Origin of the sequence: Franzmannia qiaohouensis, from assembly GCF_031451695.1 — a bacterium.
In the GTDB taxonomy this organism is placed as follows: domain Bacteria; phylum Pseudomonadota; class Gammaproteobacteria; order Pseudomonadales; family Halomonadaceae; genus Franzmannia; species Franzmannia qiaohouensis.
On record NZ_JARWAM010000001.1, the window covers coordinates 81,602 to 100,282 of the forward strand.

21 protein-coding genes are annotated in these 18,681 nt (G+C 67.1%); 15 read left to right on the plus strand and 6 right to left on the minus strand.

Features of this window, described 5'->3' with window-relative positions:
* Positions 1-2: 2 nt before the first annotated feature.
* The 3 genes from QC821_RS00400 (at position 3) to QC821_RS00410 (ending at position 2,890) form a co-directional block, all read left to right on the plus strand.
* Positions 3-818: an endonuclease/exonuclease/phosphatase family protein gene (locus QC821_RS00400; protein ID WP_309715445.1), complete on the plus strand. Its 816-nt coding sequence runs from the start codon at positions 3-5 to the stop codon at positions 816-818.
* Between the two features lie 107 nt (positions 819-925).
* Positions 926-1,477, plus strand: a complete 552-nt coding sequence (locus tag QC821_RS00405; protein ID WP_309715448.1) for a TRAP transporter small permease subunit — start codon at positions 926-928, stop codon at positions 1,475-1,477.
* A gap of 9 nt (positions 1,478-1,486) precedes the next feature.
* Positions 1,487-2,890, plus strand: a complete 1,404-nt coding sequence (locus tag QC821_RS00410) for a TRAP transporter large permease (RefSeq protein ID WP_309716362.1) — start codon at positions 1,487-1,489, stop codon at positions 2,888-2,890.
* Positions 2,891-2,894: 4 nt separating this feature from the next.
* Here QC821_RS00410 and QC821_RS00415 read toward each other — a convergent pair whose 3' ends face one another.
* Positions 2,895-3,326, minus strand: a complete 432-nt coding sequence (locus QC821_RS00415) for a YqaA family protein (RefSeq protein WP_309715450.1) — start codon at positions 3,324-3,326, stop codon at positions 2,895-2,897.
* A gap of 62 nt (positions 3,327-3,388) precedes the next feature.
* On the opposite strand from QC821_RS00415, the gene thiD reads away from it, so the two are divergent.
* From thiD to dtd, 4 genes are all read left to right on the plus strand, one after another.
* The gene (gene thiD, locus QC821_RS00420) at positions 3,389-4,201 is read left to right on the plus strand and encodes a bifunctional hydroxymethylpyrimidine kinase/phosphomethylpyrimidine kinase (protein WP_309715451.1); all 813 of its coding nucleotides are present in this window, start codon (positions 3,389-3,391) and stop codon (positions 4,199-4,201) included.
* 158 nt (positions 4,202-4,359) lie between these two features.
* Complete coding sequence (locus tag QC821_RS00425) at positions 4,360-5,205, plus strand: universal stress protein (protein ID WP_309715454.1); 846 nt, start codon at positions 4,360-4,362, stop codon at positions 5,203-5,205.
* Between the two features lie 70 nt (positions 5,206-5,275).
* Positions 5,276-5,857: a chalcone isomerase family protein gene (locus QC821_RS00430; protein ID WP_309715455.1), complete on the plus strand. Its 582-nt coding sequence runs from the start codon at positions 5,276-5,278 to the stop codon at positions 5,855-5,857.
* Positions 5,858-5,898: 41 nt separating this feature from the next.
* Complete coding sequence (gene dtd, locus QC821_RS00435; protein WP_309715457.1) at positions 5,899-6,336, plus strand: D-aminoacyl-tRNA deacylase; 438 nt, start codon at positions 5,899-5,901, stop codon at positions 6,334-6,336.
* A gap of 119 nt (positions 6,337-6,455) precedes the next feature.
* Here dtd and QC821_RS00440 read toward each other — a convergent pair whose 3' ends face one another.
* Positions 6,456-8,390 (minus strand): ABC-F family ATP-binding cassette domain-containing protein, encoded by a 1,935-nt coding sequence (locus tag QC821_RS00440; protein WP_309715460.1) that lies wholly within the window; start codon positions 8,388-8,390, stop codon positions 6,456-6,458.
* Positions 8,391-8,443: 53 nt separating this feature from the next.
* Between QC821_RS00440 and QC821_RS00445 the strand changes: the two genes are divergently transcribed.
* The 7 genes from QC821_RS00445 (at position 8,444) to QC821_RS00475 (ending at position 14,472) form a co-directional block, all read left to right on the plus strand.
* Positions 8,444-8,989, plus strand: a complete 546-nt coding sequence (locus QC821_RS00445) for a TIGR02444 family protein (RefSeq protein WP_309715462.1) — start codon at positions 8,444-8,446, stop codon at positions 8,987-8,989.
* A gap of 91 nt (positions 8,990-9,080) precedes the next feature.
* Positions 9,081-10,097 (plus strand): TRAP transporter substrate-binding protein, encoded by a 1,017-nt coding sequence (locus QC821_RS00450; protein ID WP_309715465.1) that lies wholly within the window; start codon positions 9,081-9,083, stop codon positions 10,095-10,097.
* Between the two features lie 189 nt (positions 10,098-10,286).
* Positions 10,287-10,874 carry a TRAP transporter small permease gene (locus QC821_RS00455; RefSeq protein ID WP_422719358.1) on the plus strand — a complete coding sequence of 196 codons (588 nt, stop codon included), beginning with the start codon at positions 10,287-10,289 and terminating at the stop codon, positions 10,872-10,874.
* 15 nt (positions 10,875-10,889) lie between these two features.
* Positions 10,890-12,173 (plus strand): TRAP transporter large permease, encoded by a 1,284-nt coding sequence (locus tag QC821_RS00460; RefSeq protein ID WP_309715467.1) that lies wholly within the window; start codon positions 10,890-10,892, stop codon positions 12,171-12,173.
* A gap of 29 nt (positions 12,174-12,202) precedes the next feature.
* The gene (locus QC821_RS00465; protein WP_309715469.1) at positions 12,203-12,637 is read left to right on the plus strand and encodes a universal stress protein; all 435 of its coding nucleotides are present in this window, start codon (positions 12,203-12,205) and stop codon (positions 12,635-12,637) included.
* Positions 12,638-12,730: 93 nt separating this feature from the next.
* Positions 12,731-13,417: a BamJ family beta-barrel-assembly machinery protein gene (locus QC821_RS00470; RefSeq protein ID WP_095620691.1), complete on the plus strand. Its 687-nt coding sequence runs from the start codon at positions 12,731-12,733 to the stop codon at positions 13,415-13,417.
* 5 nt (positions 13,418-13,422) lie between these two features.
* Entirely contained in the window at positions 13,423-14,472 is a 1,050-nt protein-coding gene (locus QC821_RS00475; protein ID WP_309715475.1) for an extracellular catalytic domain type 2 short-chain-length polyhydroxyalkanoate depolymerase, read from the plus strand.
* A 24-nt stretch (positions 14,473-14,496) separates the two neighbouring features.
* Here the strand turns inward: QC821_RS00475 and QC821_RS00480 are convergent, their stop codons facing one another.
* On the minus strand, positions 14,497-15,087 hold the full coding sequence (locus QC821_RS00480; RefSeq protein WP_309715477.1) for an SCO family protein: 591 nt from the start codon (positions 15,085-15,087) through the stop codon (positions 14,497-14,499).
* The gene (locus QC821_RS00485; protein WP_309715480.1) at positions 15,084-15,596 is read right to left on the minus strand and encodes a hypothetical protein; all 513 of its coding nucleotides are present in this window, start codon (positions 15,594-15,596) and stop codon (positions 15,084-15,086) included. The genes QC821_RS00480 and QC821_RS00485 overlap by 4 nt, the downstream gene beginning before the upstream one ends.
* Positions 15,597-15,711: 115 nt before the next feature.
* On the opposite strand from QC821_RS00485, the gene QC821_RS00490 reads away from it, so the two are divergent.
* Entirely contained in the window at positions 15,712-16,629 is a 918-nt protein-coding gene (locus QC821_RS00490; RefSeq protein WP_309715481.1) for an AEC family transporter, read from the plus strand.
* 471 nt (positions 16,630-17,100) lie between these two features.
* On the opposite strand, the gene trmB is transcribed toward QC821_RS00490, so the two are convergent.
* Both trmB and QC821_RS00500 read right to left on the minus strand, forming a co-directional pair.
* Positions 17,101-17,850, minus strand: coding sequence for a tRNA (guanosine(46)-N7)-methyltransferase TrmB (gene trmB / locus QC821_RS00495; protein ID WP_309715484.1), 750 nt, complete (start codon positions 17,848-17,850; stop codon positions 17,101-17,103).
* Between the two features lie 30 nt (positions 17,851-17,880).
* Positions 17,881-18,678 carry a thiazole synthase gene (locus tag QC821_RS00500; protein WP_309715486.1) on the minus strand — a complete coding sequence of 266 codons (798 nt, stop codon included), beginning with the start codon at positions 18,676-18,678 and terminating at the stop codon, positions 17,881-17,883.
* Positions 18,679-18,681: the final 3 nt, after the last annotated feature.

Genomic DNA, 18,681 nt, shown 5'->3' on the forward strand with positions numbered 1-18,681 from the left:
CCGTGAGCCAGGCCGACGCCCTGTATCGCAATCGCGATGCCAGCCACCTGCGGCTGCTGACCTTCAATCTGCAGGTCGGCATCCACACCTCGGCCTACCACCACTACCTGACCCGTAGCTGGCAGCACTTTCTGCCGCATCCCAAACGCGCCGGGCGCCTCGACCTGATGAGCGAGGTGCTCGGCAAGTTCGACATCGTCGGCCTGCAGGAGGTCGACGGCGGCAGCTTCCGCTCCGGCAACGTCAACCAGGTAGAGTACCTGGCCAGCCGCGCCGGCTTCCCGCACCACTTCCAGCAGCTCAATCGCAACCTGGGGCGCTTCGCCCAGCACAGCAACGGCCTGCTGTCGAGGCTGCCGCCGGCGCGCATCGAGGAGCACCGCCTGCCCGGCACCCTGCCCGGGCGCGGCGCCATCCACGCCAGCTACGGCGACGGCCCCGATGCCCTGCATCTGTTCGTCGCTCATCTGGCCCTCAGCCATCGCGCCCGGGTGCGCCAGCTCGACTATCTCAGCGAGATCATCTCGCCGCTGCGCCACGTGGTGGTGATGGGCGACCTCAACTGCACCCCCGAGCAGCTGCACACCCACGACCGCTTCTGCCGCTCGCTGCCGCTGCACCCGGTACTGCCGCTGCCCAGCTACCCCTCGTGGCAGCCACGCCGCGCGCTGGACCACATCCTGCTATCGTCGTCGCTGGCCACCACCGAGGTGCGCGTCCTCGACCAGCTGTTCTCCGACCACCTGCCAATCGCCGTCGACCTGACCCTGCCGCTGGCCTGCCAGCAGGCGCTGGGACGTATCAAGTCCACGGGATGAGCCGTCCCACACGCGGGACGCCGGAGGCATTGACGGATGATTTTGTCGTCATAATCGGCGATCATGTCGCGCCACGCTAGAACAACCGTTTACCGTTGAGAGGTCCCATGAGCCGCGCGACTCGCGAGCCGGTGCTGCTGTCCCGACTCGATGCCTTCACCGAGGTCATTGGCCGCAGCATTGCCTGGCTGGTGTTGGTGATGATGCTGGTGCAATTCGCCATCGTGGTGATGCGCTACCTGTTCAACGTGCACAGCATCGTCATGCAGGAATCGGTGATGTACATGCACGCCGCGGTCTTCATGCTGGCCGCCGCCTTCACCCTCAAGCACGACGGCCACGTGCGCGTCGACGTCTTCAACCGGCGCATGTCGCCCCGCGGCCGCGCCTGGATCGAGCTGTTCGGCACCCTGCTGCTGCTGATCCCGGTGGTGCTTTTCCTGGGCCTTGGCAGCCTGCGCTACGTGGCCAGCAGCTGGGCGATCCTCGAGCGCTCCTCCGACGGCGGCCTGCCGGCGGTGTTCCTGCTCAAGACGCTGATCCCGCTGATGTGCCTGCTGCTGCTGCTGCAGGGCATCGCCCAGGCCTGGCGCCAGATCCTTATCCTGCGCGGGCGCCTGCCCAGCGAAAAGACCCACGAGCACGAGGAGATACTGTAAGTGGAAGCCGTGCTCGTCTACATGCCATTCGTGCTGTTCTTCGCCGTGTGCGGCGTGCTGATGCTGGGCTACCCGGTGGCGCTGTCGCTGGCCGGCACCGCGCTGGCCTTCGCCGGCCTGGGGTTTGCGCTGCAGAGCCTGGGCGTGGCGGTGCCCTTCGAGGGCCGCTTCATGTCGGCCATGCCCAACCGCCTCTACGGCATCATGACCAACCAGACCCTGCTGGCAGTGCCGCTGTTCGTGCTGATGGGGGTGCTGCTCGAGAAATCGCGGGTCGCCGAGACCCTGCTCGACGCCATGGCCCTGCTGTTCGGCGCGCTGCGCGGTGGCCTGGGCATCTCGGTGGTGCTGGTCGGCATGCTGCTGGCCGCCTCCACCGGCATCGTCGGCGCCACCGTGGTCACCATGGGGCTGCTGTCGCTGCCGACCATGCTCAAGCGCGGCTACTCGCCGGCGCTTGCCACCGGCACCATCTGCGCCACCGGCACCCTGGGCCAGATCATCCCGCCGTCGATCGCCCTGGTACTGCTCGGCGACGTACTCTCCAACGCCTATCAGCAGGCCCAGCTGTCGATGGGGGTGTGGAGCCCGCGCACCCTGTCGGTGGGCGACCTGTTCATCGGCGCGCTGATCCCCGGGCTGATCCTTGTGGTGGCCTATATCGTCTATGTCGCGGCGGTGGCCTGGCTCAAGCCCGAGGTCGCGCCGCCCGCCGATCGCCAGGAGCTGATGCGCGAGCTCGATCATCGCGGCAGCCTGTGGCCGCTGCTGCTCAAGGGGCTGGTGCCGCCGGTGCTGCTGATCGTTGCGGTGCTGGGCTCGATCCTCGGCGGCTTCGCCACCCCCACCGAAGCCTCGGCGGTCGGCGCCTTCGGCGCGCTAGTCCTGGCACTGGCCAAGCGCCGCCTGTCGCTGCCGGTGCTCAAGGACGTGGCGCGCACCACCACCCACGTCACCAGCATGGTGTTCCTGATCCTGATCGGCGCGGCACTGTTCTCGCTGGTGTTCCGCGCCTACGGCGGCGAGCACCTGGTCACCGAGCTGTTCGAGGCGCTACCCGGCGGCGTGGTTGGCGCCACCCTGGTGGTGATGCTGGTGATCTTCCTGCTCGGCTTCATCCTCGACTTCATCGAGATCACCTTCGTGGTGGTGCCGATCGTCGGGCCGGTGCTGCTGGCCATGGGCGTCGATCCGATCTGGCTGGGGATCATGATCGCCATCAACCTGCAGACCTCGTTCCTGACCCCGCCGTTCGGCTTCGCGCTGTTCTATCTGCGCGGCGTGACGCCGGACTCGGTGCCGACCACGGCGATCTACCGCGGCGTGATCCCGTTCATCCTGCTGCAGCTGGCGATGCTGGGGGCCCTGGCGCTGTTCCCGGCGCTGGCCACCTGGCTGCCCTCGGTGCTATGAACGCCTACTGGCAGAGCGGCGCCAGCCAGGCGTGGGCCAGGTAGAGCACCACCGCGTAGCGGGTGCCCTTGGCCAGGGTGATCAGCAGGATCGCCCGCCACCACGGCAGCCGGAACACCCCGGCCAGCACGGTGAGCGGGTCGCCGATCAGCGGCGCCCAGGAGAGCAGCAGGCTCCACTCGCCGAAGCGATGGTACCAGCGCTCGGCGCGGGCCAGCCCGGCGCGGCTTGCCGGAAACCAGCGCCGATCCTGGAAGCGCCGCGCATAGCGGCCCATCCACACGTTGATCAGGCTGCCCAGGGTATTGCCGCTGGTGGCCACCAGCCACAGCGCCAGCGCCGGCTGACCCAGGCACCACTGGCGCGCCAGCCATACTTCGGAGCCGCCGGGCAGCAGGGTGGCACTGACCAGCGCCACCACGAACAGGCTCAACATGGCGCCCACCCCGTCATCTGCAGTAGCCTAGCCTTCATCGACACCACCCTGACGCCCTTGCCATGACCGCTCCTATTTCGATTGCCAATGCCCTGACCATTGCCGGCTCCGACCCCAGCGGCGGCGCCGGTATCCAGGCCGACCTCAAGACCTTCTCGGCGCTGGGCGCCTATGGTACCAGCGTGATCACCGCGCTGACCGCCCAGAACACCCAGGGCGTGCGTGGCGTTCACCCGGTGCCCGCCGACTTCATCGCCGCCCAGCTCGAGACCCTGCTCGACGACGTCGAGATCGACGCGGTGAAGATCGGCATGGTGGCAAGCCGCGAGGTCGCCGAGGTGATCCGTGCGGCGCTGACGCGCCGTCGCCCGCGCTGGGTGGTGCTCGACCCGGTGATGGTCGCCAAGAGCGGCGACGTGCTGGTCGACGACGCCGGTATCGCCGCGGTGCGCGACATCCTGGTGCCGCTGGCCGACCTGATCACCCCCAACCTGCCCGAGGCGGCGGTGTTGCTGGAGCGCAGCACGCCGACCACAGCCGACGAGATGGAGGACATGCTGCCAGCACTGAGCAGCCTTGGCGCCCCCTATGTGCTGCTCAAGGGTGGCCACCTGCACGGCGAGCGCTGCCCCGACCTGCTCGCCGATGCCGGCAGCGCTCGCTGGCTCGACGGCCCGCGCATCGCCACCGACAACCTGCACGGCACCGGCTGCTCGCTGTCGTCGGCGGTAACCGCCTGCCTGGCCCGCGGCGACGCCCTGCCCGAGGCGGTCGGCGCCGCCAAGCAGTGGCTGAACGAGGCACTCACCGCCAGTGTGCGGCTGCGGGTCGGCCGCGGCCGCGGGCCGGTGCACCACTTCCACGCCTGGTGGTAAACGCGGCGACGGATCGGCCTCTAACGCTGCTCACGGTGACAAGCGTGGGGTGTGAACCGCCGCAGCTTGCAGGCTTTGGCAACTGGCACCATGCTGGGGGGTGACGGCGCCGTCGCCCTAGACGGCGCCACGTGCCCCGCATCGAGGGAGGGAAGCTCATGGCCCACACCCTGCTGTTTGCCTGCGACCTGTCCGCCGAGAACCGTGCCGCCTTTGCCCGCGCCCTGCGCATGGCCAACGAAAGCGGCGCGCGCCTCGATGTCATCCACGTGCTCGATCCGCACCTGCCGCGCCAGGCGCTGCGCGACCTGGAACCGCTGGTGGTCGAGGAGATGCAGCGCACCATGACCGACCTGCGCGAGGACTATGCCCTCGCCGAGCCGGCCACCCTGCTGCAAACCGTGGCCGGCGCACCCTACGCCGAGATCATCCGCGAGGCTCATGAGCGCGAGGTCGACATGATCGTGCTCGGTGCCCACCGCAAGCGCGGCCAGCTCGATCTGGTCGGCGGCACCACCCTGGCACGGGTACTGCGCGGCGCGCCCTGTCCGGTGCTCTCGGTGAGCCATCTGGCGACCCAGACCTGGCAAGACATCCTGGTGCCGGTCAACTTCTCGCTGACCTGCCGCCACACCCTGCGCGAGACCCTCAAGCGCTTCCCCGAGGCCAGCGTCACCCTGCTCCACGCCTGGAACATTCCCGGCGAGCGCGAGCTGGGCTCCGATGGCCACTACGCCCAGTGGCGCGATCGTGAAGTGGCGCGCCTGCGCCAGCAGCTGGAGCGCGAGATCGACCAGCTGATGGGCGAGTTCGACGCCGTGCCCGAGGTGCACCTGGAACTCGAGCAAGGCGACCCGCTGGAGGTGCTGATGAATCGCCTGCGCCGCCAGCCGCCGGATCTGCTGGCGCTGGGTAGCCGCGGGCCGCTGGGCCGCCAGGGCCAGCTCACCGAGCGACTGCTGGCGGAGCCGCACTGCGACGTGATGGTGTGCCGCGCCTGGTAGCCACGGCGATACAGAACTTGTACGACCCAAGCATGTCTGTAGGAGGCATCCCCACGCCTCCGGAGACACCATGCGACCCGCTTTCCGTTTTCGCCTTGCTACCGGCTTGCTGTCCCTATGCCTGTTCGCCGGCTTGGCCACCTCGGCCCAGGCCGAACAGCGCGTCGAGGTACGCGGCGTCGAGTTCGACACCCGCCTCGACGACAACGGCATCCGCTACGCCCTGCTCGGCAGCGGCGTGTTCCGCTACCTGGTGTGGAACGCTTACGCCGGCGCCTACTATCAGGAGGCATCTGCCAGCGCCCCGGCCCCGCTCTCCGACGTCCCCAAGCGGCTCGAGCTCGAGTACTTCCATGCCATCGACGCCGAGGACTTCGCCGACGCGACCCGCGAGTCGCTGCAGGAGCGCCTCGATGCCGAGGCCTTCAGCCAGCTCGCCACCGCCATCGACGACTTCAACCGGACGTATCGCGACGTCACCCCCGGGGACCGCTACGTACTGAGCTGGGACGGCAGCGAGCTGCGCCTGGCGCTCAATGGCGAGCCGCTCTACCGCGGCGACGACCTGGCGCTGGCCAACGCGCTATTCGGCATCTGGTTGGGCAGCGACCCGTTGCGGCGCGACTTCCGCGATGCCCTGCTGGGGCGCTGAGCGGCTATACTGGCGCGCCGACCACCGCCACAGGAGCCCGCATGCGAGCATTGATCCAACGCGTACGCCGCGCCAGCGTCGAGGTCGACGGCCAGACCGTGGGTGCCATCGACCACGGCCTGCTGGCACTGATCGGCGTCGAGAAGGGCGACGATGAGGCGCGCGCCGACAAGCTGCTGCACAAGCTGCTGCACTACCGTGTATTCAGCGATGCCGATGGCAAGATGAACCTTGATCTGCAGCAGGCCGAGGGCGGTCTGCTGCTGGTCTCGCAGTTCACCCTGGCCGCCGACACCCGCAAGGGCCTGCGCCCGAGTTTCTCCAGCGCCGCGCCGCCCACCGAGGGTGAGCGACTGTTCACTTACCTGCTGACCCGCGCCCAGGCGAGCTGGCCGCGGGTCGCCTGCGGCGAGTTCGGCGCCGATATGCAGGTGGCGCTGATCAACGATGGGCCGGTGACCTTTCTGCTGGAGAGTTGAGAGGGAAGAGGGAAGAGGGAAGAGGGAAGAGGGAAGAGGGAAGCCAATTCTTAGCTCTAGCTTTTCATCTTCAAGGCGCGAAGCGCCGGTCTTCCCTCTTCGAGCGGCGTAGCCGCGTCTTATGTCTCCGAGCTTAGCTCGGCTTCCATCGCCTCCAACGCCTCCTCTGCGGCCAGCCAGTCGGCCTCGAGGTCGTCGAGCTGCGACTTGAGCTCGCCCTGGCGCGCCAGGGCCGCGGTCAGCTCCGCCTTGCGCGCGGGATCGGTGTAGAGCTCGGCATCGCCCAGCGTTTCCTCCACCGCGGCCAGTTGCGTCTGGATCTTATCCATCGCCTGCTCGGCGCGGTCGCGCTGCTTCTTGAGCGGACGCAGCTTCTCGCGCAGTTCGGCGGCGGCACGGCGAGCCGCTTTGCGATCCTCACGGGGCGCCTCCTCGGCCTTGTCGACCCGCGCCTCGCGACGCTCCCCCTCCAGGCGCGCCTTGAGCCAGGCGCGGTAGTCCTCCAGGTCACCGTCAAAGGGCTCGACGCGGTGATCGGCCACGCGCCAGAACTCGTCGACGCTGGCGCGCAGCAGGTGGCGGTCGTGGGAGACGATGATCACCGTGCCCTCGAAGCTGGCCAGCGCCTCGGTGAGCGCCTCGCGCATCTCCAGGTCGAGGTGGTTGGTGGGCTCGTCGAGCAGCAGCAAGTTGGGCTTCTGCCACGCCACCAGGGCCAGGGCCAGGCGCGCCTTCTCGCCGCCGGAGAAGCTATCGGCCACCTCGAAGGCGTCGTCGCCCTTGAAGCCGAAGCCGCCCAGGAAATTGCGGATCTCCTGGTCGCTGGCGGTAGGCGAAAGCCGCTGCACGTGCATGAACGGGCTGGCGGCCAGATCGAGCCCCTCGATCTGGTGCTGGGCGAAGTAGCCGATCGCCAGGTGCTCGCCGGGCACCCGCTTGCCGGCCAGCAGCGGCAATTCGCCGGTCAGCGACTTGATCAGCGTCGACTTGCCGGCGCCGTTGGGCCCGAGCAGGCCGATGCGACTGCCGGGTAGCAGGGTGACCTTGACGTTGTCGAGCTGCACGGTCTCATGGCCCGCGGCGTCGCGATAGCCGAGCCGCGCCTCGTCCAGCACCAGCAGCGGATGCGAGCTCTTGTCGGCGGCGGGAATCGTGAAGTGGAACGGCGAATCGGCGTGGGCCACGGCGATATCGCCCATGCGCTCGAGCATCTTCAAGCGGCTCTGGGCCTGGCGCGCCTTGGTGGCCTGGGCGCGGAAGCGCGCCACGAAACGCTCGATCTCCGCCTTGCGCGCCTGCTGCTTGGCGGCCTCGGCCTGCTGCAGCGCCAGCTTCTCGGCGCGGGTGCGCTCGAAGGTCGAGTAGTTGCCGCGGTACAGCACCAGGCTGCCGCGATCGAAGTGCACGATGTGGTCGCAAACCGCATCGAGGAAGTCGCGGTCGTGGGAGATCAGCAGCAGGGTGCCGGGATAGCGTGTCAGCCACTGTTCGAGCCACAGCAGGGCGTCGAGGTCGAGGTGGTTGGTGGGCTCATCGAGCAGCAGCAGGTCGGAGGGCATGAACAGCGTGCGCGCCAGATTGACGCGCATCCGCCAGCCGCCGGAGAAGTCCGCCAGCGGCCGCGTCAAGTCGGCCTGGGCAAAGCCCAGGCCGACCAGCAGCTGAGCGGCGCGGGCCGGGGCGCTGTAGCCGTCGAGGGCCTCGATCTTGCCATGCAGCTCGGCCTCGCGGTGGGCCTGGCCGCTGGTCTGGGCCGCGGCCAGCGCAGCTTCGGTAGCGCGCAGCTCGCGGTCGCCGTCGAGCACGTAGTCGACGATGGCACGGTCCAGCGCGGCTATCTCCTGGTCCATGTGGGCGATGCGCTGGCCGCCGGACATCTCGACCTGGCCCTTGTCGGGGGCCAGCTCCCCCAGCAGCAGCTTGAACAGGCTCGACTTACCGGCCCCGTTGGGGCCGACGATGCCCGCCTTGTGGCCGCCGTGCAGGGTCAGCTCGGCGCCCTCGATCAGCGTCTGGGTGCCACGTTGCAGCGAGAGTTGGCGCAGTGCGATCATGCTGGCTCCGGTAGGTCGGCAGGGTGGCTCGCCACCCCGTAGGAACGAATGGCATGAATTCTACCCAATTGTTGGCGCACTTGCGGGCCTCTCTGCGCGACGCGCCGCTGTGGGACTTCGCGCTGGCGTTTTATGCCCGCGAGGGCGTCGCGTCAGCCTGCCTGCAGCTGCAGGACGAGGCCGGCGCCGATGTCTGCGAACTGCTGTGGCACTGCTGGCTGGCTAGCCACGGCCTCACCGCAGCCGGCGGTCTCGACGCCGAACTCGACGCGCTGCGCCGCTGGCAGGCCGAGCTGACCCGGCCGCTGCGAGAGCGTCGCCGCAGGCTCAAGCAGCGAGCGCTCACCAACCCCGAGATCGCTGAACTGCGCGACACCCTCAAGCGCGCCGAGCTGCTGAGCGAGCGTGAAGCGCTGCGCATGCTGCAGCGCAGTAGCGACGAGACGCTGCTAGAGGCGGGTGCGATACGCCCGCTACGCGAGACCGACCCGCCCCTGGCTGAACGCCTCTTCGCCAGGCTGCCAGAACAGAAAAAACACCATCTTTACGCCCTGCAAACCCTCGAACGCTGCCTTGACCCCTCACCGGCCGCGCGCTAGCCTGAATTCACAACTGCATGTTTTTAAACCTGCACTTTAAGCCAGCTTGGGCACATATACGCTGGCTTCAACCTTGTGAGGGAAGACAAAAATGATGGTTCGCAACCTACTCACCGCCGCCAGTGTCGGCGCCTTGCTGTTCGGCCTTTCCGCCGCCGCCAGTGCCGATAACTGGCGCTACGCCCACGAGGAATTCGAGGGCGATGTTCAGGACGTCTTCGCCGTCGCCTTCAAGGAGTATGTCGAGGAAAATTCCGACCACACCGTGCAGATCTATCGTTTCGGTGAGCTCGGCGAGTCCGACGACATCATGGAGCAGACCCAGGCCGGCATCCTGCAGTTCGTCAATCAGTCTCCGGGCTTTACCGGGTCGCTGATCCCCGAGGCGCAGATCTTCTTCATCCCCTACCTGCTGCCCACCGATGAAGAGACCGTGATCGAGTTCTTCAACAACTCCACGGCGATTCACGAGACCTTCCCTGAGCTCTACGCCGAACAAGGCCTCGAACTGCTCAAGATGTATCCGGAAGGCGAGATGGTGGTGACCCTGGATGAGCCCTTCACCAGCCCGGATGACCTGCGCGGCAAGAACATCCGCACCATGACCAACCCGCTGCTCTCCGAGACCTATCGTGCCTTCGGCGCCACGCCGACCCCGCTGCCGTGGGGTGAGGTCTACGGGGGCCTGCAGACCAACATCATCCAGGGCCAGGAAAACCCGATCTTCTGGATCGAGTCCGGTGGCCTGTATGAGGTCTCCCCGCACCTGGTGTTTACCGGACACGGCTGGTTCACCACCGCGATGATGGCCAACCAGGACTTCTTCGATGGCCTCTCCGAGGAGGACCAGCAGCTGGTGCGCGACGCCACCGAGGCGGCCTACGAGCACACCATCGAGCATATCTCCGGTCTGGCTGACGATTCGCTGGCGGCGATCCAGGAAGCCTCCGACGAGGTCACCGTGACGCGCCTCGACGAGGAGCAGATCCAGGCCTTCCGCGAGCGCGCCCCGCAGGTCGAGGAGCGCTTCGTGGAGATGACCGGCGACCGCGGTGCCGAACTGCTCGAGCAGTTCAAGGCCGACCTCGAGGCCGTCACCAACGAGTGATGCCGCGCCGCGCACGCCTGGCGTGCCACGCAGCTAACCGCACAGGGGGCAGCCGCAAGGCTGCCCCCTCGTCGTTGTCACCCAGCCAATCAGCGTTGATTCTGCGCCTGCAAGGGACGGCGCGACGGCATAGGCTGGGTGTGTCACCGTTCGTTTACACGCCATCCAGACCGCGAGGAGTCCTTCGACATGGACATGAGCGAAGAAGACGTCGCCGAACAGCAGTACCGCTCCACCCTGCCCGGCCCGCTGGGCGTGGTCGACACCTGGATCAGCAAGGCCGAGGCCGTGATCCTCGCCATGGGGGTGATCCTGATGGCGATCAACACCGTGGCCAACGTCATTGGCCGCTTCGCGTTCGGCGAGAGCTTGCACTTCTCCGAAGAGGTCAACCGCATCCTGATCGTGATGATCACGTTCGCGGGCATTGGCTATGCCGCCCGCCACGGCCGGCATATCCGCATGTCGGCGATCTACGATGCCCTGCCCACCGGCGCGCGCCGCTGGTTGATGATCTTCATCTGCCTGTTCACCGCGCTGGTCATGTTCACGCTGTGTTACTACTCGATCGGCTATATCCAGACCACCTACAGCCGCGGCCGGGTGCTGCCGTCGCTGAGTATTCCGGTGTGGATCATGTACCTGTGGGTGCCGCTGGGCTTCACCGTCACCGGGATCCAGTACCTGCTGACCGCCTTCAAGAACCTGACCTCTCGTGACGTCTATCTCTCGACCCATGTGGTCGACGGATACAAGGACACGGAAACCGAAGTCTGACGCGGGGAACGCACCATGACGACAATCATTATCTCCATCATGATCGTGCTGCTGCTGCTCGGCTTCCCGATGATGATACCGCTGGTCACCGCCGCCTTCGTCGGTTTCTACATGACCTTCGGCGGCACCGGCCAGATGGAAACCCTGATCCAGCAGATGATGGGCGGCATCCGCCCCACCGCGCTGATCGCGGTGCCTATGTTCATCCTGGCTGCCGATGTCATGACCCGCGGTCAGTCCGCGCATCGCCTGATCAATATGGTGATGAGCTTCGTCGGCCACGTGAAGGGCGGCCTGGCGGTGAGCACCGCGGCCTCCTGTACGCTGTTCGGCGCCGTCTCGGGCTCGACCCAGGCCACCGTGGTGGCCGTCGGCTCGCCGCTGCGCCCGCGGATGCTCAAGGCCGGCTACAAGGACCCCTTCACCCTGGCGCTGATCATCAACTCCAGCGACATCGCCTTTTTGATCCCGCCGAGCATCGGCATGATCATCTACGGGGTGATCTCCGGCACCTCGATCGGCGAGCTGTTCATCGCCGGCATCGGCCCGGGGCTGCTGATCCTGTTCATGTTCTCGATCTACTGCGTGCTGTATGCGGTGATCAAGGACGTGCCCACCGAGCCAAAATCGAGCTGGCGCGAGCGCCTCACCGCGGTGCAGAAGGCGCTGTGGCCGCTGGGTTTCCCCGTACTCATTGTCGGCGGTATCTACGGCGGCATATTCAGCCCCACCGAAGCAGCCGCCGCCTGCGTGCTGTATGCGGTACTGCTGGAGTTCGTGATTTTCCGCTCGCTCAAGCTGCAGCACATCTACACCATCGCCAAGTCCACCGGGCTGATCACCGCCGTGGTCTTCATCCTGGTGGCGGTGGGCAACGGCTTCTCGTGGGTGATTTCGTTTGCCCAGATCCCCCAGGAGATCCTTGCTGCGGTGGGCATCAACGAGGCCGGCCCAGTGGGCGTGCTGATCGCCATCTCGGTGGCCTTCTTCGTCGCCTGCATGTTCGTCGACCCGATCGTGGTGATCCTGGTACTGACGCCGATCTTCGCCCCGGCAATCGCCGCCTCGGGCCTCGACCCGGTGCACGTCGGCGTGTTGATCACCCTGCAGGTGGCGATTGGCTCGGCCACACCGCCATTCGGCTGCGACATCTTCACCGCCATCGCGATCTTCAAGCGCCCCTACTGGGAAGTGATTCGCGGTACCCCGCCGTTCATCTTCATGCTGGTAGTGGCAGCAGCGCTGGTGATCATGTTCCCGCAGATCGCGCTGTTCCTGCGTGACCTGGCGTTCCGGTGAGCCACTCGCCCAACAAGGAGAAGGTGACGATGTTCAAGCGAATCCTGGTCCCGGTCGACGGCTCCAAGCGCGCCCTGCGGGCGCTGGACAAGGCCATCGAGCTGCAGCAGCTGACCGCCGCCGAGCTCTACGTGCTGTGCGTGTTCAAGCATCACAGCCTGCTCGAGGCGTCGCTATCGATGGTGCGCCCGGCCAAGCTCGACATTCCCGACGACGCGCTCAAGGAGTACGCCACCGAGATCGCCCTGCATGCCAAGCACCGCGCCATCGAACTTGGCGTCGAGGAAGTCCGCGCCTTCGTCAAGGGCGGGCGACCCTCGAGCACCATCGTGCGCTTTGCCCGCAAGCGCGAGTGCGACCTGATCGTGCTCGGCTCCAAGGGTACCAACGGCGAATCGAGCATCCTTGGCAGTGTCTCGCAGCGGGTCGCGAGCATGGCCAAGTGCCCGGTACTGGTGGTGTAGTCAGGTAGTGCACCGAGATGGCGCGGGTGCGGAAACTCATGGCGCCTGATAGAGTCCGAGACACGACGCCTTACATTGAATCGAGGACTCTGCATGAAGACACTGGTTTCCGCTGCGGCATTCGGCACCCTGCTGGCCGCCGCACCGCTGGCCCTGGCCGCCCCTGAAAGCGACGAGGAGAAACTCAGCTACAGCCTCGGCGTGACCCTCGGCCAGAGCCTGGTACAGGACGTAGAAGCTCTCGATCTCGACGCCTTCACCCAGGCCATCGAGGACGTCTATGCCGGCGGCGAGCTGGCCATGAGCGAGGAGCAGATGGCCGAGGCGCTGACGCGCTTCCAGGAGAGCGCCATGGCCAGCCGCGAGGCCCAGGCGTCGCAGGCCGCCGAGGCCAATCGCGAGGCCGGCGAGGCCTTCCTGGCCGAGAATGCCGAGGAGGAGGGCGTCGAGGTCACCGACTCGGGCCTGCAGTATCAGGTGGTCGAATCCGGTGACGGCCCGTCGCCTAGCGCCTCGGACAGCGTCGAGGTGCACTATGAGGGCACCCTGATCGACGGCACCGTATTCGATAGCTCCTACCAGCGCGGCGAGCCGGTCAGTTTCCGCGTCGACCAGGTCATCGAGGGCTGGCAGGAAGCCCTGCAGCTGATGAGCGTCGGCGACACCTGGATGATCTACCTGCCTTCCGAGCTGGCCTACGGTGAAGCCGGTACCGGCGGCCCGATCGGCCCCAACGAAACGCTGATCTTCAAGGTCGAGCTGCTCGGCATCGACGATTGATCGCGATGAAACCCACTCTGCTAGCGTGCGGTCTGGCGCTGGGCCTTGCTGGCCCGGCGCTGGCCGACAGCGACACCCCTCCGCCACTTCCCGTGCTCGACATCGACCCCGCCCGCGTCAGCGTGATGGGGGTTTCGTCGGGTGGCTATATGGCCACCCAGCTGGCGGTGGCCTTTCCCGAGACCTATCGCGGCCTGGGCGTGTTCGCCGCCGGCCCCTGGGGCTGCGCCCAGGGCAGCTTGCGCCTGGCGCTGGGGCAGTGCATGAGCCAGCGCCACGGTTCGCCCAGCCTGGCCGAGCTGGAGGGCCGCCTGACCGCCTATCGCGCCGAGGGGCGCCTGGGCGCAGCCGAGGCGCTGGCCCAACAGCGGGTCTTCGTGTGGCACGGCGAAGAGGACGAGGAGGTCGACCCGGCGCTCGGCGAGATGTTGGCCACGCAGTATCGTGGCTGGCTGGAGCGTCCTGAACAGCTGACGTTCGTCAGCGCCGAGGAGGTCGGCCACGGCTTGCCGGTGGGCGGCACCGGCCTGGCACACATCACCGAGCTGGCCGACTGTCGCCTCGGTGGCAGTCCTCACCTGCTGGCCTGTGACCGCGATGCGGCGGGCGAGGCGTTGAACTGGCTCTACGGCGGCCTTGAGCCCCCCGAGGAGGACGGCCGCGGCACACTGCTGCCCTTCGATCAGGGCGAGTTCTATCGCGGCTCAGGGCTCGCCGAGAAGGGCCAGCTCTACCTGCCCAAGGCCTGCGAGGAGGGTGCGACCTGCGGTCTGGTGGTGGCGCTGCACGGCTGCAACATGAATCAGGAGCAGGTCGAGGACGCCTTTATCCGGCATACCGGGCTCAACGCCTGGGCCGACGCCAATGACCTGGCCGTGCTCTACCCGCAGACCGACACCAGCATGGCCAATCCCCAGGGCTGCTGGGACTGGTGGGGTTTCGATGAAAGCAGTTGGGAACCCTCGGCCGGCTATGAAACCCGCGACGGCCATCAGGTGCAGGCGCTGCACGCCATGGTCGAGCGGCTTAGCGGCGACCCGGCAGAGTCGCCCTGAGCCCTGACTGCTTGACGCCGCGCCTCAGCCGCCGCTGAGCTCGTGGCGCACGGCAGAGATCAGCGAGTGCGGCGTCGGGGCGTAGAGCACCCGCTGGCGGATCTCGCCGTGGCGGTCGACCAGGTACATCGAGGAGCTATGGTCGACGGTGTACTCCATCGCCGAGCCCTCCATGTCGTGCCGGCGCCAGAACAGGTTATAGCGCTCGGCGATATCGTCGAGCTGCTCCTCGCTGCCGCGGGCGCCGATAAACTGCTCGCCGAAGTAGCCGACGTACTCCTCGAGGCGCTCGAGGGTATCGCGGGCCGGGTCGACGGTAATCAGCACCGGTACCAGCCGCTCGGCATGCTCCGGTTCGAGCTGCTGCAGCGCCTGGCGAATCACTGCCAGGGTCATCGGGCAGATGTCCGGACAGTAGGTGTAGCCGAAGAACAGCACCGCCAGCTCATCGTCATCCATGGATGCCAGCGAGAACTCGCCCTGGGTCGAGGGCAGCGCCACTTCGCCACCGCGCGGCTCGCCGTCATCGCCCTGCTGCTGCACCCACCAGATGGTGCCGAGCGCCACGGCCAATACCAGTGTGGCGATGCCCGCCCACCGCATCTTGCGCGTCATACCGCACTCCTCTTGATATCGAAATCGAACCAGCTTCCCTTGCGACCCTGAGGGGTCTCGATCACTACCTGAACGCGCCACGGCATCACCGACTCGGTGCATACGCCGATCTGGGCATTGCCGCGATACACCCCGTTGCCCTGCGACTCGAGGATAAAGCGGTGCACGCCCATGTGCATATTGCGACCCACCAGCTCGAGCGTCACCGACCGCGCCTCGAGGTTGTCCAGTTGCACCTCGACGGGCAGGATCTCGAGTTCGCGCAGCTCACCGTCGAAGCCCAGCGACAGCCGCGACGCCATGCCCAGGCTCGCCTCGCAGGCGCCCTGGTGCAGGTCGCAGGGCGAACTCGGCGGATACCAGGTGACGTCGTCGCTGCTGCCGCGCAGATAGTAGTTGCCCAGGTACCACATCGCCACGACCACCGTGACCAGCGTGACCATGATCAGCAAATTGAGTAGCGGTGAGCGCGGGGTCGCCTCGTCCGAGGATGGTGGCAGCGTGGTCATGGCGTCACCAGGACCCTCCAATGCAATGGCAATAGCCGGTAAGCTTATCAGCGTTTGCCTCATGACAACCTGCGAAAGGTTGTCGCATCCCAAGGTCGATGACAAGGAGCGCCCCATGGGTGATGTGGCCGGTGCGCTGGGCCCACTGTTTTTGCTGATCCTGCTGGGCGCCGCGCTGGGCTGGAAACGCCTGCCGGGCGGGGATTTCTGGCCCCAGCTGGAGAAGCTGATCTACTTTTTGCTGTTTCCCGCCATGCTGGTGGCGACACTGGCCACGGCGGATGTCAGTCAGGTGCCGGTGGGGCGTGTCGCACTGGTGCTGCTTGGCGTGATGGCCGCGCTTGGCGCCCTGCTGTGGCGGCTGCGCCAGCGGCTGGGACTCGACCCGGCGGCCTTCACTTCGGTATTCCAGGGCGCGCTGCGCTTCAATACCTATGTCGGCGTGGCCGGCGCCAGCGCCCTGCATGGCAGTGCCGGGGCCACCGTCGCCGCGGTGGCCGTGGCGCTGATGGTACCGGTGGTCAATGTGCTGTGCGTGGCGAGCTTCATCGCCGCCGGCACATTAGGGCCGGCCAGCCTCGGCAAGAGCCTGCTGGCGCTGGTGCGCAACCCGCTGATCCTCGGCTGCCTGATAGGGATCGCCCTTAACCTGAGCGGCATCGGCCTGCCCGGCTGGAGCGCCCAGACCGTCGGCCTGCTGGGCAGCGCGGCGCTGCCGCTAGGCCTGGTGGCAGTGGGCGTGGCGCTGCGCCCACGGGCGCTGGTGCGCCTCGACCGCGGCGTCTGGGCCGCCAACCTGCTCAAGCTGGTGGCGATGCCGGCACTGGTGCTGGCGCTAGCGCTGGCGCTGGGTCTCGACCCGGTGAGCCGCGACGTGGCGCTGCTGTTCGCCGCCCTGCCCACCGCCACCTCGGCCTATATCCTGGCTCGCCAGTTGGGCGGCGACGCCGAGCTGATGGCCGCCTTGATCACCGGCCAGACGCTGCTGGCGATGTTGACGCTGCCGCTATGGCTGCGCCTGGTCGGCGGATGAATAAAAAATATTCTCGTTACGCTTGACGCCCCAAATGCGAACGATTATCTTAACAACCGTGGCGCTTGCCAGGCGCCACACGCCATAGCAGAGAATGTCAGGTTTTCTGCCATGGTTTCTCCTCATCAAGCTAGTCACGGTCTTTCGCCGCTCCTCCCGGAGCGGCTTTTTCTTTTCTACCCTTGCAAAAATGCGCCCAGCGCTATTCCCGTCACTGTTAGTGAGGGGCGCCGGCGGCAGGCCGAAGAGTAGATTCAACGCCATGGGTGAGGAGGATTCCTCCGAACGGGCTGGCCAAGGATGGCCAGCACAGGTCCTGCAAGCAAAGCAGGATGCGAGAGCGCAGCAGGGCGCTGGTAGCGCCTAGGGATGGGTTTACAGCGCCTCCTAATAGGCCTGCCACCGGATCAGCCCTGAGCGCTACTGCTAAATGCTTGAGCCAGGACATGACAATACGAGGGACGTTCCCGTCTAGGCGTCGCGGGCGTAGATCAGGTCCCAGACGCCGTGGCCGAGGCGCTCGCCGCGGGCCTCGAACTTGGTCAGCGGCCGGAACTCGGGGCGCGGCACATAGGGCGCCGTCTCAGCCGCCGCGGTATTGCGATAGCCCGGCGCGGCATTCATCACCTCGGCCATCCACTCGGCGTAGGCCGCCCAGTCGGTGGCCAGGTGGAAGGTGCCGCCCGGCTTCAAGCGGGTCCGCACCAGCTCGACGAAGGCCGGCTGGACGATGCGCCGCTTGTGGTGCTTCGTCTTCGGCCAGGGGTCGGGGAAGAACAGCTGCAGGGTATCGAGGCTGGCCTCGGGCAGGCACTCCTCGAGGACCCGCAGGGCGTCCTCGCGGTATACGCGCAGGTTGCTCAGGCCGCGCTTGTCGGCCTCGTCGAGCAGCTTGCCGACGCCGGGGGCGTGTACCTCGATGCCGATGAAGTCGGTCTCCGGGTGGGCTTCGGCCTGCTCGATCAGCGAAGCGCCCATGCCGAAGCCGATCTCCACCACCCGCGGCGCACGGCGCCCAAACAGCGCGTCGAGGTCCTGACGGCCCTCGGCCAGGGTCAGCCCCAGCCGCGGCCAGACCTCCTCGAGACCGCGGGTCTGGGCAATGGTCATGCGCCCGGCGCGCAGCACATAGCTCTTGATGCCGCGCCGGTGCAGCGGCGCCGCGGGGCTCTCGGGTGCACTGGTGGCGGCGTCGGGTCGGTCGTCGTGGGTATCACTCATGCGTCACGCGGATCTCATCTTAGCGGGCAGTCAGCCGTTGATACGGCCGGCGAAGGGCGAGGAGGGCTCGGCGCTCTGGCGGCGCGGCATGCGACCGGCCAGGAAGGCGGCACGGCCGGCCTCGACAGCCTGCTTCATGGCGCCGGCCATCAACACCGGCTGGCGGGCGTGGGCGATGGCCGAGTTCATCAGCACGCCGTCGCAGCCCAGCTCCATGGCCATGGCGGCGTCGGAGGCGGTACCGATACCGGCATCCACCAGCACCGGCACCTCGGCCTGCTCGATGATCAGGCGCAGGTTGTGCGGGTTCTGGATACCGTGACCGGAGCCGATCAGCGAGCCCAGCGGCATCACCGCGCAGCAGCCCAGGCGCTCGAGCTCCTTGGCGACGATGGGATCGTCGCTGGTGTAGACCATCACCTCGAAGCCGTCGGCGATCAGCGTCTCGGCGGCTTTCAGCGTCTCCACCACATTGGGGTAGAGCGTCGCGTCATCCCCGAGCACTTCGAGCTTGACCAGCTTGTGGCCATCGAGCAGCTCGCGGGCCAGCTTGCAGGTGCGCACCGCGTCCTTGGCGGTATAGCAGCCGGCGGTGTTGGGCAGCAGGGTATAGCGCTCCGGCGGCACCACGTCGAGCAGATTGGGCTCGCCGGCTTCCTGCCCCAGGTTGGTGCGCCGCACCGCGAAGGTCACCACCTCGGCGCCGGAGGCCTGGATGGCGGCGGCGGTCTCGTCGAAATCGCGGTACTTGCCGGTGCCGACCAGCAGGCGCGAGGCAAAGCGATGACCCGCCACCTGCAGCGGCTGGTCCTGGAAACGGTCTGTCATGAT

Excerpts from the sequence above, each read along its gene's own strand:
- QC821_RS00415 (WP_309715450.1), bottom strand. The coding sequence starts at position 3,326 with ATGTTGAGCCTGTTCGTGGTGGCGCTGGTCAGTGCCACCCTGCTGCCC.
- QC821_RS00500 (WP_309715486.1), bottom strand. The coding sequence starts at position 18,678 with ATGACAGACCGTTTCCAGGACCAGCCGCTGCAGGTGGCGGGTCATCGC.
- QC821_RS00460 (WP_309715467.1), top strand. The coding sequence starts at position 10,890 with ATGACGACAATCATTATCTCCATCATGATCGTGCTGCTGCTGCTCGGC.
- QC821_RS00485 (WP_309715480.1), bottom strand. The coding sequence starts at position 15,596 with ATGACCACGCTGCCACCATCCTCGGACGAGGCGACCCCGCGCTCACCG.
- QC821_RS00480 (WP_309715477.1), bottom strand. The coding sequence starts at position 15,087 with ATGACGCGCAAGATGCGGTGGGCGGGCATCGCCACACTGGTATTGGCC.
- QC821_RS00475 (WP_309715475.1), top strand. The coding sequence starts at position 13,423 with ATGAAACCCACTCTGCTAGCGTGCGGTCTGGCGCTGGGCCTTGCTGGC.
- thiD (WP_309715451.1), top strand. The coding sequence starts at position 3,389 with ATGACCGCTCCTATTTCGATTGCCAATGCCCTGACCATTGCCGGCTCC.
- QC821_RS00470 (WP_095620691.1), top strand. The coding sequence starts at position 12,731 with ATGAAGACACTGGTTTCCGCTGCGGCATTCGGCACCCTGCTGGCCGCC.
- dtd (WP_309715457.1), top strand. The coding sequence starts at position 5,899 with ATGCGAGCATTGATCCAACGCGTACGCCGCGCCAGCGTCGAGGTCGAC.
- QC821_RS00455 (WP_422719358.1), top strand. The coding sequence starts at position 10,287 with ATGGACATGAGCGAAGAAGACGTCGCCGAACAGCAGTACCGCTCCACC.
- QC821_RS00450 (WP_309715465.1), top strand. The coding sequence starts at position 9,081 with ATGATGGTTCGCAACCTACTCACCGCCGCCAGTGTCGGCGCCTTGCTG.
- QC821_RS00440 (WP_309715460.1), bottom strand. The coding sequence starts at position 8,390 with ATGATCGCACTGCGCCAACTCTCGCTGCAACGTGGCACCCAGACGCTG.
- QC821_RS00405 (WP_309715448.1), top strand. The coding sequence starts at position 926 with ATGAGCCGCGCGACTCGCGAGCCGGTGCTGCTGTCCCGACTCGATGCC.
- QC821_RS00425 (WP_309715454.1), top strand. The coding sequence starts at position 4,360 with ATGGCCCACACCCTGCTGTTTGCCTGCGACCTGTCCGCCGAGAACCGT.
- QC821_RS00445 (WP_309715462.1), top strand. The coding sequence starts at position 8,444 with ATGAATTCTACCCAATTGTTGGCGCACTTGCGGGCCTCTCTGCGCGAC.
- QC821_RS00490 (WP_309715481.1), top strand. The coding sequence starts at position 15,712 with ATGGGTGATGTGGCCGGTGCGCTGGGCCCACTGTTTTTGCTGATCCTG.
- QC821_RS00465 (WP_309715469.1), top strand. The coding sequence starts at position 12,203 with ATGTTCAAGCGAATCCTGGTCCCGGTCGACGGCTCCAAGCGCGCCCTG.
- QC821_RS00430 (WP_309715455.1), top strand. The coding sequence starts at position 5,276 with ATGCGACCCGCTTTCCGTTTTCGCCTTGCTACCGGCTTGCTGTCCCTA.
- trmB (WP_309715484.1), bottom strand. The coding sequence starts at position 17,850 with ATGAGTGATACCCACGACGACCGACCCGACGCCGCCACCAGTGCACCC.